The following is a 13644-nucleotide window of genomic DNA, read 5'->3' as shown; positions in this document are numbered from 1 at the left end:
CTAAAACCTTACATCTAAAATCTCATTTATCTTTTTGATATTTTATTTAAACTTATGGTTCTCTGTCTGGTACATTTAAATCTCTCAATTTCTGGATTTCTCTTTTTGAGATGCTTTTGACTAACACCAGAATTCACTCTTTTTCTCCAAAGATTGAAAGAACTTCTTTTCAGTTCAGTTCTCATAATAGCGATGATTTCAGCTTCAGAAATCCCAAACTGAAAAGCGATAGCTTCAAATGGCGTTCTGTCTTCCCAAGCCATTTCTATAATTCTGTCGATTTGTTCTACACTAAAATTTTTTTTCATCATTGGTGTAATTTTTCTAAAAAGTTTTGAGCTCTCACGAGATGTAATTCTTTTTGCTGTTCTGTCATTTTATTCCAAGTGATGAGCATCATGCTCAATCTTGGATTTTTTCTAAAAAATTCTTGATTTTTAGAGATGAAATTCCAAAAAAGGGAATCCCAAATTTCTCCCCAATTTTCGGTGGAATAATCACTCATTTTTTTGAGGTAATTGCTTCCGCTGATATACGGTTTTGTGCTCATGATTCCGCCATCTGCAAACAAACTCATGCCATAAACATTAGGTACCATCACCCAATCATACGCATCAATGAACATCTCCATAAACCATTGATAGACGTCATCTGGATGAAACTCACACAAATTCATAAAATTGGCGAGAATCATCAATCGTTCAATGTGATGAGCATAACCCGTTTTCAATATTTTTTTAATGGTTTTGTCAATCGGAGCTATTCCTGTAGTTCCATCATAAAAAGATTTTGGAATTTTTCGTTGATGATTCCAAAAATTTCGGGTTCTTTCGAAACTTCCTTGGTACAAATAAATTCCTCGAATAAATTCTCGCCAACCTAAAATCTGACGAACGAATCCTTCTAAAGAATTGAGTGGAATTTCATTTTTTTGAGCAAATTCAATGGATTTTTCTAGGATAATGTTTGGAGTTAAAAAGCCAATGTTCATCAATGGAGACAACACACTGTGATGCAAAAAATGCTCTTGTTCTACAATGCTGTCTTCATAAATTCCAAATTCTAAAAATCTGTTTTCTAAGAAATTTTCGAACCAAATTTCCGCTTCGGAAAAGGTAGTTGGATAGATTTGATAATCTGTTAATTCTCCATAATGATTTCTGAAATTTTCAGAAATATAAATTTTCGCTTCTTCGTAAAAACAGTTATTCTGAGGAAATGAAATAGAAGGCGATTTTTTATTTTTGGGATATTTTTTTCGGTTTTCGGTATCGAAAGTCCATTTTCCGCCAACGGGTTTTCCATTTTCTAAAAGAATATTTCTAGAAACGCGTTGTTGCTTGTAAAAATCGGTTTGATGATAATGCTTTTTGCCTTCAAAATAAACCTTTAAATCTTCTTTTGAATTGATAAAACTTGGATTTTCAATAATCTCAACTCCTAATTTTGTCTTTAAAATCCTCTTTTCCAACCAATCGTCACAAACATCTATGATTTTGATTTTTTCAAAACCTTCTTGTTCTAAAAATCCAATTAAATTTCGAATGTCTGAAAGCTCCGAAATGCTTTCTATATAATGAACTTTGAATCCTTTTTCGAGTAGAAAATTTTCATAGAATTTCATGGTAGCTCTGTGAAAAGCCAGTTTCTGTTGGTGAAATGTATACTGTTTGAAAAACAAAAATTCTTCCACTAAAAACACAGGAATTTCCTTTTCAAGAAAAGAAATCTCTTGAAATAACTGATGCGGAAATATCAATTGTGCCGTTTTTAGTGGTTTTTCAGCCATAAATTTCTAAATTTTTTATCGCTATCGTATTGTTCTGCCTGTTTTTCTGTGTTGAAACTTCTGTCTCGTGCATCATTTCCAATTCCAGCCAAATACAGCCAGTTTCCGTAATTGCTATGAACATCATAATCGATGAGCATTTCCTCGAAATAGGCAGCGCCAATTCGCCAATCCAGTTGAAGATTTTTACAGAAATACGAAGCCACATTTTGTCTTCCTCGATTGCTCATGAAACCAGTTTTTTGAAGTTCAATCATGTTGGCATTCACAAATTCTGAATGCGTTTTTCCAGAAACCCATTGTTCTAATTTTTGAGGATTGTTCTGAAATTCTACATTTTTATGGGATTGAAGTCCGTTTTTGTAAAAAATTTCATTGCGGTGTTGCAAAGCAATAAATTTGAAATAATCTCGCCACAGCAATTCGAAAATCAACCAATAGGTAGATTCATTGGCTCCGAATTTTTGTTCAATTTTTTTCACTTCATCATAAATGGAAACCGCCGAAATACTTCCATTGGCTAACCACGACGAAAATTTGGAACTGTAATCACTTCCTACCAATCCATTTCTGGTATTTTTATAATCTTTAAGCAGTTGAGTTTCTTCAAAATAATAATGCAATCTTTCCCAAGCTGCGTTTTCACCGCCAGAAAAAGGAAATGCTGAGTCGGGATGCGTTTCGAAATCCTCAAAACCTAATTTTTCTAAATCAATTTTGTCTGATGGAATTTCTAGTTCAAAAAATACTTTTCTTTTTTCTATTTTTAAAGGTTTTCTTACGCTGAAATTCTTTTCAACCTTGTTTCTGAAAGTGGTAAAAAGCGCAGGGATTTTTTCTAATTTTCCGAAAACAAAATCTGGTTCTAATAAAAATTGTGAGTAAGATTTTTCAAATTTCACATGAGGTAAGACAGAAGAAACACTTTTTTCTAAATCCACTTCTTCTTGAGTAAATTCTTTTTCAAAAAAGATTTTTTGAACAGAGTAGTGTTCATTGATTTTTTCAAAAATCTCTTTTGTTTTTCCCAATTTTGTTAAAAAAGTTATGTTGAGTTCAGCAAGATTGTAATGTAAATTTTGAACACTTTCCAACAAAAATTTTGCACGAAATTTCCCGATTTTTCTAAAACCAAACTGCTTTTTTTGATAAAAATCTTCATCGAAAATATACAAAGCTATAAAAGGCAAATCTTCTTGAGATGCCTTAAATAGTGATATTTGGTCTTTGGTTCTTAGATCGTTTTTGAACCAAACGATGTTGATTTTTTGTTTTTCCTGCATTTTTCGCTACAATATTTCACTTCTTCCCAGTCTTTTTTCCATTTTTTGCGCCAGTTAAAAGGTAAACCGCAAACTTCACAGATTTTTGAGGGTAAATTTTTAGGCATTTTCTACCATAAATTTTTGAAAATGATTAATTTCTATTTCTTCAGATCTTAAATCGTGCATCATATTATATAAACCAAAAAACGTTCGGTTCAGATAAATAAAATGTCTAGAACCACGATTGGTATTCATGTTTTTTAAATCGCTGAGTTTGGCATAACGCTGACCTAAATCGGCAATTTCTTGAAAGAAACTCTCATCAGAAAAGTCAAAAAACTCTTGATTAAAAGGTCTGGTAAATAATTCCAACATTTCATGGAAAAGTTTACTGAAAAAGACTTTTTCTTCAGATGAATCTTCTGGTTTAAGAATTTCTAATTCATATAATTTTTGTTCAAAAAACGCTTGATTCATTAAGTTTTCCACTTTTGCCAATTCAAAATAAGGCTCATAAAAATCACTCGGTATTTCCTTCACACAACCGAAATCGATCACCATTAATTCGCCTTTTTCCGAAATCAAAAAATTTCCAGGATGCGGATCTGCATGAACTTGCTTCAAAACATGCATTTGATACATGTAAAAATCCCAAAGTGTTTGTCCGATTTTATTCAGGGTTTTCTGCGGATGTTTGGTTTTGATAAATTCAGAGAAATGTTTTCCATGCAACCAATCCATCGTAATGATTTTTTCACAAGAAAATTCTGGATAATATTTCGGAAATTTTATATTTTCTAAATGAGCACATTGTTGCGCAATTTGCTCACTTCGTGAGAGTTCTAAATCGTAATTGGTTTCTTCATACAATTTATCTTCTACTTCTTTAAAGTACGATTCAGAACCTTCTTTTCGGATGTTGAACATCTTCATTGCGATTGGTTTTACCAATTTCAAATCGCTGGAAATGCTTTCCTGAACTCCAGGATATTGAATTTTTACGGCCAATTCTTGACCTTTTTTCTTGGCTTTATGAACCTGACCAATACTTGCTGCATTGACTGATTCTGGCGAAAATTCATCAAAAATATCTTCAGGATTTTTGCCAAAATATTTTCTAAAAGTCTTTTTAACCAAAGCTCCAGAAAGTGGCGGAACCGAAAACTGCGAAAGCGAAAATTTTTCTACATAAGCTTGTGGCATGATGTTTTTTTCCATACTCAGCATTTGTGCTACTTTCAGTGCAGAACCTTTTAGTTCTTTTAAACTGTCATAAATGTCTGCAGCATTGTCTTCGTTTAGAATTTTTTTGGCTTCTTCTTCGTCTTTGGTGATTTTGTTGCCGTAATATTTAATGTAATTTACGCCAACTTTTGCACCGGCTTTCAGTAAATTGCTGGCGCGTTCTATTTTTCCCGTGGGAATTTTATTGAGGGTTTTCATTTTTTACGATTTTTGAAATTTTTCTTTCCACAAGAATTTTCCTAAATCAATGATTTTTTTCAAAGGTTCATTGTTTAAGAATTCAAAACCTGTGTCAATGGTTTTTTCAATGAATAAATCTGTTTTTTCAAAACTTTGTGATTCATCTTTTTGCCAAAATTCAATGATAGAGAGAAAATGTAACCAAAGCGCTTCTTCTCTAGATTTTTCATTGAAATTTTTTATAGAATCTTTAGCTTTTTCTAAAATTTCTAAATCATTAAAGTCTAATGTTTTAATAAATTTTTGATGTTCAGATTTTAGTTCTTTGAGTTTTTGTAATGTAGAAAGATTCTTTTTCCCTAAAATCATAAGAACTAAAGACCTATTCATGGTAAGGTTTTCAAAAAAGATGAAATAAAGATTCAGTAATCTTTCTTTAGCACTCATGTCTTCATAACCTTCGATTTCTAGAGAAAGTTCTAAAGATTTTTGAAAAAAATGCTTTAAAATTTCTTTCTCCAGATGTTCGAAGTTTGAAAAGAATTGATAAAATTCTTTTTCATCAAAGTGATTTTCTTGTGCAAAAACGAAGATATTTTTAGGTCTTTCTCCGTGAGTAAGTAAATAATTTCCGTAATCGGATAATATTTTTTCTGAATTGATGGTTTTATTTTTCATATTTCAATTTTTTTAAATCGGTTTGTATTCCTTTAATAATGAGTTTTTTTGAGTTAATTTCTATTAATTGATACATTCAATAGAATTTATTGATGACAAAAATAGTAAAATATTTTACTACTTAACAAAATAAAGTATAAATTTGTACAATAATTATGATTTAAAAAATAGATAATATGATCAAGATACAAGCAGAATCAAAATTGCCTACAGATTTTGGGAATTTCAAAATTGTAGCATTTTCAGAATCACAAGAAGATTGGATGCCACACATTGCATTAATCTCTGAAAATACAGATTTTAACGGGGTGGTAAACGTAAGAATTCATTCAGAATGTATTACGGGAGAGATTTTTCATTCTCAAAAATGCGAGTGTGGTCAACAATTAGACGCATCTATGAAATATATAGATGAAAATGGAGGAATTATTTTATATCTTCGTCAGGAAGGTAGAAATATTGGGATTATCAATAAAATAAAGGCTTATCAGTTGCAAGAATTAGGACTTGATACAGTAGAAGCTAATCTTCAGTTGGGTTTACCTGCAGATGATAGAGATTTTAATGTAGCCATAGAAATTCTAAATATTTTAGGCGTTAAAAAAATCAATCTTTTAACGAATAATCCCGAAAAATTAAGTTTTGTGGAAAACAGTAATATTCAATTGGTGAAGAGAATTCCACTGAATATTAAGGCTAATCATATCAATAAATCATATTTAGAGGTCAAAAAAAGTTATTTTGGGCATCAATTAGAAGAAGCATTATCATCAATATAAAAAATTAAATACCCTTGAAAACAACAGTAATTATTGGTTCCGGATTTTCTTCGCTAGCTTCTGCTTGTTATATGGCAAAAGCGGGTTACAAAGTGACGGTTTTAGAAAAAAATGAACAATTAGGAGGAAGAGCTTCCATGATGGAAATTGATGGCTATAAGTTTGATATGGGCCCAAGTTGGTATTGGATGCCTGATATTTTCGAGAGATTTTTTGCGGATTTTGGTAAAAAAGTTTCAGATTATTATGAGCTAGAAAAACTTTCGCCAGCTTATAGAGTGGTTTTTGGTGAAAATGATTACATCGACATCGAAGATACTCCAGAAAAAATCATTGCAACTTTCGAAAGAATAGAACCAGGAAGCGGAAAACATTTGAAAAAATTCATGGATGAAGCTCAAGAAAACTATAGAATTGCGATGCAGGATTTGGTGTATAATCCAGGTTTATCATTGTTAGAATTGGTTTCTGTAGAAAGTGCAAAAAGACTAAATTTATTTGTCAAAAATATTTCTGAGCAAGTAAGAAAGGAAATCAAAAATCCTAAATTGAGAAGTATTTTAGAATTTCCTGTATTATTTTTAGGGGCAAAACCAAATAAAACTCCAGCTTTCTACAATTTTATGAATCATGCAGATTTCGGTTTGGGAACATGGTATCCTAAAGGAGGTTTCAATGCGGTTGCGCTTGGAATGGTGAAATTAGCCAAAGAATTAGGCGTAGAATTTCATGTGAATGAAGAAGTTATTGGAATAGATTATGAAAATAATCAAGCCAAAAAAATCAGAACTCAAAACGGAGTGTATGAAGCAGATGTTTTCATTTCTGGAGCAGATTATGCACACACCGAAAAATTACTCAACGGAAACCGAAATTACAGTGAAGAATATTGGCAAAAGAAAACTTTTGCGCCGAGTTCGTTCTTATATTATGTAGCTTTTAACAGAAAAGTGAACCATCTTTTGCATCATAATTTATTCTTTGATACCGATTTTGAAGAGCATGCAAAAGAGATTTATGATACCAAAGAATTACCGAAACAACCATTGTTTTATGCTAATTTTTCGAGCAAAACAGATGATTCTCTTTGTGAAGAAGGTAAGGAAGTTGGGTTTTTCCTTATTCCAGTTGCGGTAGATTTAGAAGACAACGAAGAAATTCACGAAAAATATTTCCAGTTGATTCTCGATAGAATTAAAAAATGCACAGGAGAAGATTTAAGTGATGCCATCGTTTTCAAAAAATCATTTGGTGTAAAAGATTTCAAAGAGCGTTATCATTCTTGTAGAGGAAACGCTTATGGTTTGGCAAATACTTTATTGCAAACATCGGTTTTAAGACCAACGATTAAGAATAAAAAATTGAAAAATTTCTTTTATACAGGGCAATTAACTGTTCCAGGACCTGGAGTTCCACCTGCATTGATTTCTGGAAAAGTAGTGACAGATTATATTATAAAGAACAATTAATCTATTGAAAATTTGTTAGACTCAATTTTAAACCACACAAAACACAAGAAAAATGAATAATTTTCAAATTTTTAATCACATTTCTGGATTAACCTCGAAAATGGTTACCGAAAAATACAGCACTTCGTTTTCTAGAGCTTCTACTTTGTTTAAGCCAGAAATTCGTCAGCATATTTATAATATTTATGGTTTCGTGCGTTTTGCAGATGAAATTGTAGATACTTTTCATGATTATGACAAAGCAAAATTGCTTGATGAATTCGAGAAAAACTACAGAGATGCCCTAGATAATGGTATTTCTCTCAATCCTATTCTTCATTCTTTTTGTACCACGCAAAGAGAGAAAAATATTCCTCAGCATTTGGTAGATGCGTTTTTGCATTCTATGAGAATGGATTTGGGCGATATCAAGGATTTAAATGACGAAAAATACAATGAATACATCTACGGAAGTTCAGAAGTAGTTGGGTTAATGTGTTTGAAAGTATTTGCAGATGGCAATGAAGAAGAATATCAAAAACTGAAACCTTTTGCGCAAAGTTTAGGAGCGGCGTTCCAAAAAATCAATTTCTTAAGAGATATTTCTGCAGATTATACAGATTTAGGAAGAACTTATTTCCCGAATGTGAATTTCAGAAATTTTTCTCAACAAGATAAATTAGAAATCGAGAAAGACATTGCTAAAGATTTTGAACATTCTTTAATCGGGATTAAAATGTTGCCGATTTCTTCTAGATTAGCGGTTTTTATGGCCTATAAATACTACACCAATTTATTCAAGAAAATTAAAAAATGTAAGCCAGAAATATTGATGCACAAAAGAATCAGTGTTTCTAATGCGAGAAAAGTTTATCTTTTCGGAGAGATGATTTTGTTTAAAAATCTTAACTTCGTAAGATAAATTTAAAATCTATGAAAAAGTTAGTTCTTGTATTTTTATTGTTTTGCAGTTTCATCAATGCACAAAGTTTAGTAGAATTAAGAGGTTACCTTCAAAAAGGAGAAAACTCAGAAGAAGTAAGCAAAACCCTTATTTTAAAATCTAAAAATGCTTATGATACAACTAAAAAGCCTATTTATATGGCATTTTATGCGGTTGGTAATTTTTTCATGGCAAAACACGCATCTAATCCTTTGAATAAATATTCTTATTTCAATAAAGGGAAAAAGTTGCTAGAAGATGCAATTAAAAAAGAGCCTAACAATATAGAAATCAGATTAATGAGATTGATTTCTCAAGAAAAAACACCAAGTTTTTTGGGCTACAATAAAAATATAGAATCAGACCGAAACTTCATTATTAAGAACTATAAAAATTCAGACGATGAAAATCTAGTGAAATTCATCAAAAACTATCTAAAATTCTAAAATTAAAAAATGGAAGCATTGCAATATTTTTTCATCACATTAGGCGTTTTCGTTACCATGGAAGGCATTACTTGGCTCACACACAAGTATATTATGCATGGTTTAGGTTGGTATTTTCACGAAGATCACCATCAACCAGGTTATCCTCATGTTTTTGAAAAAAATGATTTCTTTTTTGTGGTTTTTGCGATTCCCAGTATTCTATTATTCTATTTCGGAACGGTAAATGGAATCAACTATCTTTTTTTCATAGGACTAGGAATTTTACTGTACGGAATGGCGTATTTTTTAGTGCATGATGTTCTCATTCACAGACGTTTTAAATGGTTTGATAAAACCAATAACTGGTATTTACGTGGATTGAGAAAAGCACACAAAATGCACCATAAACATCTTGGGAAAGAAGAAGGAGAGTGTTTCGGGATGCTTTTCGTGCCTTTGAAATACTTCAAAGAACAATTGAGAATTGAAAATTAAACTTTTTATCAAGTTTTCAGTTAGACAACAACTATCAACCAAAAACCAACAACCAATTGCAACAATATTATTACATAGCTCTAGATATCTTGAGTTTTAGCATTCCTTTTATCTTCAGTTTTGAGAAAAAATGGATGAATTTTATCCGTTTTTGGAAGCCTTATTTTTTGGCAATCATCACGGTGGGAATTTTCTTCATTCTATGGGATATTTATTTTGCGTATCAAAATGTTTGGGGATTTAATGACGAATATTTAATGGGAATCAGATGGTTTAAATTGCCATTAGAAGAATGGTTATTTTTCTTGCTCATTCCTTATTCCAGCAATTTTATTCACTATTCTTTAGAATATTTCTTCCCGAAATTGCAGTTGACCAAAAAATTGACACAATGGATTTCTGTTCTTTTATTGATTATAAGTGCAAGTGTTTTTGCTACTAATTTAGACAGAATTTACACCGCAGCAAGTTTTGGTTTGTTTGCACTATTGATGATTTTCCAAATTTTTTATCAATGGGAATATGCGCGAAAGTTTTACATCAGTTTTGTGCTGATTTATGTGCCGTTTTTCTTTGTTAATTCTGCTTTGACGGGAAGTTATTCTGAAAATCCAGTGGTTTTTTATGACAACAATGAAAACCTCGGAATCAGAGTGGGAACCATGCCTTTAGAAGACAGTTTTTACTGTTTTTCGATGCTTTATGGAAGTGTCTTATTGTTTGAATATTTTAGAAGAAAATGGAACTATTCATTATCAATGTCTGTAAAATCTTAATTTAAAATAAAATTCAAAGATGAAAATCAATATAAAAAAACAATCAGGAATTTATACACTTACTTCGGAACAGATTCTTCCTATTTCTTTAGAAAAAGCTTGGGAATTCTTTACTCATCCTAATAATTTAGACAGAATTACGCCGAAAGAAATGCAATTCGAAATCACCAATAATCCGCCAGATAAAACGTATCTTGGTCAGATCATCACTTATAAAATTGGAATTTTACCAATGGTGAAGAGCAACTGGATTACAGAAATTACGCATTTCGAAGACCAAAAATTTTTCGTAGATGAACAACGTTTTGGACCATATGCAATGTGGCATCACGAACACCATTTCGATGCTACAGAAGATGGAAAAGTGAAGATGACGGATATTGTCAATTTCAAATTACCAATGGGAATATTAGGTGATTTATTGGCAGGTTTTTATGTAAAAAATAAAGTGAAATTCATTTTCGAAAGTCGTTTTAAAATTTTAAAAGAAATCTTTAAATCATGAAAATTTTTCTTACAGGAGCCACAGGTTATATCGGTAAAAGACTTCTCATTCAGTTGTTAGAAGAAGGTCATGATGTGGTGTGTTCTGTAAGAGACCAAAAAAGATTAAGCCTTAAACTCTATCAAAATCATCTTGAAAAAATTCAAATCATAGAAAATGATTTTCTAGATGAAAATTCTTTACTAAATATTCCACAAGATATAGATTTTGCTTATTATCTGGTACATTCTATGTCTTCTGGTAGTGGAAATTTCTCAGAAAAAGAGAGAATTTCTGCCGAAAATTTCAGAAAAGCATTAGAAAAAACTTCAGTAAAGCAAGTCGTTTTCCTCACTGGAATTATCAATGAAGAAAAACTTTCAGAACATCTTCAATCCAGAAAAAATGTTGAGCAAGCCTTGAAAAGCCAAAAATATGCTTTAACCTGCCTCAGAGCTGGAATAATAGTAGGTTCTGGTAGTGCTTCTTTTGAAATTATTAGAGATTTGGTAGAGAAACTACCGATTATGGTTGCTCCAAAATGGTTGAAAACCAAGTGTCAACCGATTGCCATCAGAAATGTAATTCAGTTTTTAACCAAAGTTATCGGTGTAGAAAAAACCTACAATCAAAACTACGATATTGCAAGTCAAGATGTTCTTACTTATAAAGAAATGCTCCTTCAATATGCAGAAGTTCGAGGTCTGAAACGTTGGATTTTCACTGTTCCGGTGATGACGCCTAAATTGTCTTCTTATTGGCTATACTTTATTACTTCTACTACCTATTCTTTGGCGGTCAATTTGGTAGACAGTATGAAAATAGATGTAATCGCAAGACAAAATTCTTTGGCTTCGGACTTAGGAATTCATTTGTTCACTTACAAAGAAGCAATTAACATGGCTTTTGACAAAATCAAGCAAAATGATGTGTTGAGCAGTTGGTATGATTCTTTTACCAATCAGTTTCACAAGCGAAATGTTTGGCAGTATTTAGAAGTTCCAGAGAAAGGTTGTTTTACCGATTTTAGAAAGATGAAAGTAGATGATGAAGAATTCGCGATGGAAAGGGTTTTCAGTATTGGTGGGAAAACAGGCTGGTATTATGCCAATTTTCTATGGAAAATAAGAGGTTTTTTAGATAAATTAATGGGTGGAGTAGGATTGAGAAGAGGAAGAAGAAACCAAAACGAATTAGAAGCTGGAGATTCTCTAGATTTTTGGCGCGTTTTATATGCCAACAAAGAAGAAAAACGCCTTTTACTTTTCGCCGAAATGAAAGTTCCTGGTGAAGCTTGGTTAGAATTCTATATTAAAAATGGAGAGTTGTACCAAGAAGCAACTTTCCGACCACTAGGTTTATCGGGAAGATTGTATTGGTACTCAGTTTTACCATTCCATGGCTTAATTTTCAATGGAATGTTGAGAAAATTAGCAGGGAAATAATTATTCTACCGCTACAGAATCATCTCCACGACTATCTGCAACAGCAGTAGCATTGCCCTTTTCATCAATAACGATCATTTCTGTTCTGCCAATTCCGCCACGTTTTTCAAATTTGTAATTTTTTTGTTCTAAAATTTTCAAAGTGTTTTCTGGGAAATTTTTCTCTACAAAAACCACTTCGGGCAACCACTGATGATGAAATTTTGCAGAATTCACCGCTGAACTAGGATTCATTTTAAAATCAATCACATTCACTATGCTTTGATAGACAGAAGTAGGAATCGTAGTTCCACCAGGAGTTCCCACCACGATGTAAGGTTTTCCGTTTTTCAAAACGATAGTTGGTGTCATCGAAGAAAGCATTCTTTTATTGGGTTCAATTTTATTGGCTTCACCACCTACTGCACCAAACATATTCGGAACGCCCGGTTTTACAGAAAAATCATCCATTTCATTATTCAAGAAATATCCGCCACCTTTTACTACAACTTTGCTTCCATATAAACCATTTAAAGTGGTCGTAACAGCAACTGCATTTCCAAATTTATCAATAATAGAAATATGCGTAGTTTCGGTAGATTCTTTGGGTTGAGCAATAATTTTCCCTACTTCTGCACTTGGGGTAGCTTTTTCAAAACTGAAATTTTTCCAACGATTTTTTAAATATTCTTCAGAAATAAGCATTTGGGTTTTATCTTCTATAAAATCTGGGTCTCCCATAAATTCTGCACGGTCTGCAAAAGCTCTGCGTTCTGCTTCTACCATTACTTGAACTGCTTCTGGAGAGTTTTGTTGATATTTTTCTAAATTTTCAAAACTACTCATTTTAAGCATTTGAGCCAAAAGAATTCCACCACTCGAAGGAAGCGGCATCGAAACAATTTCGTGATTTTTATAATTAAATTCTAATGCTTTTCTTTCTTTGGTTTTATAATTTTTCAAATCTTCAAGGGTAATGATTCCGTTTCCTCGCTTCATTTCGGCTACCAAAAATTGAGCGTTTTTTCCTTCGTAGAAAGCTTTTTGACCTTGTTTTTGAATTAATTTTAAAGTTTGAGCCAATTCTTTTTGAACTAAAATATCTCCTTTCTTCCAAGGAATTTCTTTGGTAAAAGCTGTTGGATGTGAATTGTGTTTTAGAAAATCTTCTCGGGTTTCATTAAGCAAATTCGCTTCTCTTTCTGTAACGGCAAAACCTTTTTGTGCTAAATCAATGGCAGGTTGTATCAAAACAGCCATGGATAGTTTTCCAAATTTTTGATGCGTGTAAAACATCCCAGAAACCGAACCAGGAACACCGACTGCCAATCTTCCGTTTTGTGATAAATCAGTATTGGCTTTTCCTTTTTCATCGAGATACATATCTCTGGAAGCGTTTTTAGGAGCAGTTTCTCTATAATCCAATGCGATTTTTTTGCCATCTTTAGTGTAACCTACTAAAAATCCACCACCTCCAATATTTCCAGCTTGAGGATAAACAACTGCCAAAGCAAATTGCGTAGCAATCGCAGCGTCAAAGGCATTTCCACCCTTTTTTAGAATTTGAGCACCTGCTTCACTTGCCAATGGATGCGCAGAAACGACCATTCCTTTTTCTTTGGCTTGAATTTCTTTAACAATTTTGATTTCAGTGAATTGTGCATCAAATGTTTGTGCCAAAAAGAGTAGAAGGAAAAGTAGATTTTTCAT

15 protein-coding genes are annotated in these 13644 nt (G+C 32.2%); 8 read left to right on the top strand and 7 right to left on the bottom strand.

Annotated features, from left to right (window positions below; all coding sequences use genetic code 11):
• Nucleotides 1-26 precede the first annotated feature (26 nt).
• The 6 genes from QO190_RS06905 to QO190_RS06880 are packed head-to-tail and all read right to left on the bottom strand — an operon-like array spanning nucleotide 27 to nucleotide 5157.
• Complete coding sequence (locus QO190_RS06905; protein WP_371462222.1) at nucleotides 27-308, bottom strand: TIGR03643 family protein; 282 nt, start codon at nucleotides 306-308, stop codon at nucleotides 27-29.
• Nucleotides 308-1789: a cryptochrome/photolyase family protein gene (locus QO190_RS06900; protein WP_371462193.1), complete on the bottom strand. Its 1482-nt coding sequence runs from the start codon at nucleotides 1787-1789 to the stop codon at nucleotides 308-310. The genes QO190_RS06905 and QO190_RS06900 overlap by 1 nt, the downstream gene beginning before the upstream one ends.
• Nucleotides 1771-3072 carry a DASH family cryptochrome gene (locus QO190_RS06895; RefSeq protein ID WP_371462194.1) on the bottom strand — a complete coding sequence of 434 codons (1302 nt, stop codon included), beginning with the start codon at nucleotides 3070-3072 and terminating at the stop codon, nucleotides 1771-1773. Before QO190_RS06895 ends, QO190_RS06900 begins: the two co-directional genes overlap by 19 nt.
• Complete coding sequence (locus QO190_RS06890) at nucleotides 3024-3179, bottom strand: DUF2256 domain-containing protein (protein ID WP_371462195.1); 156 nt, start codon at nucleotides 3177-3179, stop codon at nucleotides 3024-3026. Before QO190_RS06890 ends, QO190_RS06895 begins: the two co-directional genes overlap by 49 nt.
• Nucleotides 3172-4497, bottom strand: a complete 1326-nt coding sequence (locus tag QO190_RS06885; RefSeq protein ID WP_371462196.1) for an ABC1 kinase family protein — start codon at nucleotides 4495-4497, stop codon at nucleotides 3172-3174. Before QO190_RS06885 ends, QO190_RS06890 begins: the two co-directional genes overlap by 8 nt.
• Nucleotides 4498-4500: 3 nt before the next feature.
• On the bottom strand, nucleotides 4501-5157 hold the full coding sequence (locus QO190_RS06880) for a TetR family transcriptional regulator C-terminal domain-containing protein (RefSeq protein WP_371462197.1): 657 nt from the start codon (nucleotides 5155-5157) through the stop codon (nucleotides 4501-4503).
• A 176-nt stretch (nucleotides 5158-5333) separates the two neighbouring features.
• Here QO190_RS06880 and ribA point away from each other — a divergent pair, with 176 nt between their 5' ends.
• From ribA to QO190_RS06840, 8 genes are read left to right on the top strand one after another with little or no spacing between them, the layout of a single operon-like run.
• On the top strand, nucleotides 5334-5936 hold the full coding sequence (ribA, locus tag QO190_RS06875; RefSeq protein WP_371462198.1) for a GTP cyclohydrolase II: 603 nt from the start codon (nucleotides 5334-5336) through the stop codon (nucleotides 5934-5936).
• 14 nt (nucleotides 5937-5950) lie between these two features.
• Entirely contained in the window at nucleotides 5951-7405 is a 1455-nt protein-coding gene (locus QO190_RS06870) for a phytoene desaturase family protein (protein WP_371462199.1), read from the top strand.
• 52 nt (nucleotides 7406-7457) lie between these two features.
• On the top strand, nucleotides 7458-8306 hold the full coding sequence (locus tag QO190_RS06865; RefSeq protein ID WP_371462200.1) for a phytoene/squalene synthase family protein: 849 nt from the start codon (nucleotides 7458-7460) through the stop codon (nucleotides 8304-8306).
• An 11-nt stretch (nucleotides 8307-8317) separates the two neighbouring features.
• Nucleotides 8318-8773, top strand: a complete 456-nt coding sequence (locus tag QO190_RS06860; RefSeq protein WP_371462201.1) for a hypothetical protein — start codon at nucleotides 8318-8320, stop codon at nucleotides 8771-8773.
• Between the two features lie 9 nt (nucleotides 8774-8782).
• The gene (locus tag QO190_RS06855; RefSeq protein WP_371462202.1) at nucleotides 8783-9250 is read left to right on the top strand and encodes a sterol desaturase family protein; all 468 of its coding nucleotides are present in this window, start codon (nucleotides 8783-8785) and stop codon (nucleotides 9248-9250) included.
• A gap of 56 nt (nucleotides 9251-9306) precedes the next feature.
• Entirely contained in the window at nucleotides 9307-10026 is a 720-nt protein-coding gene (locus QO190_RS06850) for a lycopene cyclase domain-containing protein (RefSeq protein WP_371462203.1), read from the top strand.
• Between the two features lie 19 nt (nucleotides 10027-10045).
• Nucleotides 10046-10531 (top strand): hypothetical protein, encoded by a 486-nt coding sequence (locus QO190_RS06845; protein WP_371462204.1) that lies wholly within the window; start codon nucleotides 10046-10048, stop codon nucleotides 10529-10531.
• Nucleotides 10528-11955: an SDR family oxidoreductase gene (locus QO190_RS06840; protein WP_371462205.1), complete on the top strand. Its 1428-nt coding sequence runs from the start codon at nucleotides 10528-10530 to the stop codon at nucleotides 11953-11955. Before QO190_RS06845 ends, QO190_RS06840 begins: the two co-directional genes overlap by 4 nt.
• Here the strand turns inward: QO190_RS06840 and ggt are convergent, their stop codons facing one another.
• The gene (gene ggt, locus QO190_RS06835) at nucleotides 11956-13644 is read right to left on the bottom strand and encodes a gamma-glutamyltransferase (protein ID WP_371462206.1); all 1689 of its coding nucleotides are present in this window, start codon (nucleotides 13642-13644) and stop codon (nucleotides 11956-11958) included.

The sequence above is a fragment of the Cloacibacterium sp. Arc13 genome (assembly GCF_041431305.1).
GTDB classification, from domain to species: Bacteria; Bacteroidota; Bacteroidia; order Flavobacteriales; family Weeksellaceae; genus Cloacibacterium; species Cloacibacterium caeni_B.
This window is presented reverse-complemented; position numbering and strand designations above follow the sequence as displayed.

Excerpts from the sequence above, each read along its gene's own strand:
- ribA (WP_371462198.1), top strand. The coding sequence starts at position 5,334 with ATGATCAAGATACAAGCAGAATCAAAATTGCCTACAGATTTTGGGAAT.
- QO190_RS06860 (WP_371462201.1), top strand. The coding sequence starts at position 8,318 with ATGAAAAAGTTAGTTCTTGTATTTTTATTGTTTTGCAGTTTCATCAAT.
- QO190_RS06865 (WP_371462200.1), top strand. The coding sequence starts at position 7,458 with ATGAATAATTTTCAAATTTTTAATCACATTTCTGGATTAACCTCGAAA.
- ggt (WP_371462206.1), bottom strand. The coding sequence starts at position 13,644 with ATGAAAAATCTACTTTTCCTTCTACTCTTTTTGGCACAAACATTTGAT.
- QO190_RS06895 (WP_371462194.1), bottom strand. The coding sequence starts at position 3,072 with ATGCAGGAAAAACAAAAAATCAACATCGTTTGGTTCAAAAACGATCTA.
- QO190_RS06840 (WP_371462205.1), top strand. The coding sequence starts at position 10,528 with ATGAAAATTTTTCTTACAGGAGCCACAGGTTATATCGGTAAAAGACTT.
- QO190_RS06855 (WP_371462202.1), top strand. The coding sequence starts at position 8,783 with ATGGAAGCATTGCAATATTTTTTCATCACATTAGGCGTTTTCGTTACC.
- QO190_RS06885 (WP_371462196.1), bottom strand. The coding sequence starts at position 4,497 with ATGAAAACCCTCAATAAAATTCCCACGGGAAAAATAGAACGCGCCAGC.
- QO190_RS06845 (WP_371462204.1), top strand. The coding sequence starts at position 10,046 with ATGAAAATCAATATAAAAAAACAATCAGGAATTTATACACTTACTTCG.
- QO190_RS06890 (WP_371462195.1), bottom strand. The coding sequence starts at position 3,179 with ATGCCTAAAAATTTACCCTCAAAAATCTGTGAAGTTTGCGGTTTACCT.
- QO190_RS06880 (WP_371462197.1), bottom strand. The coding sequence starts at position 5,157 with ATGAAAAATAAAACCATCAATTCAGAAAAAATATTATCCGATTACGGA.
- QO190_RS06905 (WP_371462222.1), bottom strand. The coding sequence starts at position 308 with ATGAAAAAAAATTTTAGTGTAGAACAAATCGACAGAATTATAGAAATG.
- QO190_RS06900 (WP_371462193.1), bottom strand. The coding sequence starts at position 1,789 with ATGGCTGAAAAACCACTAAAAACGGCACAATTGATATTTCCGCATCAG.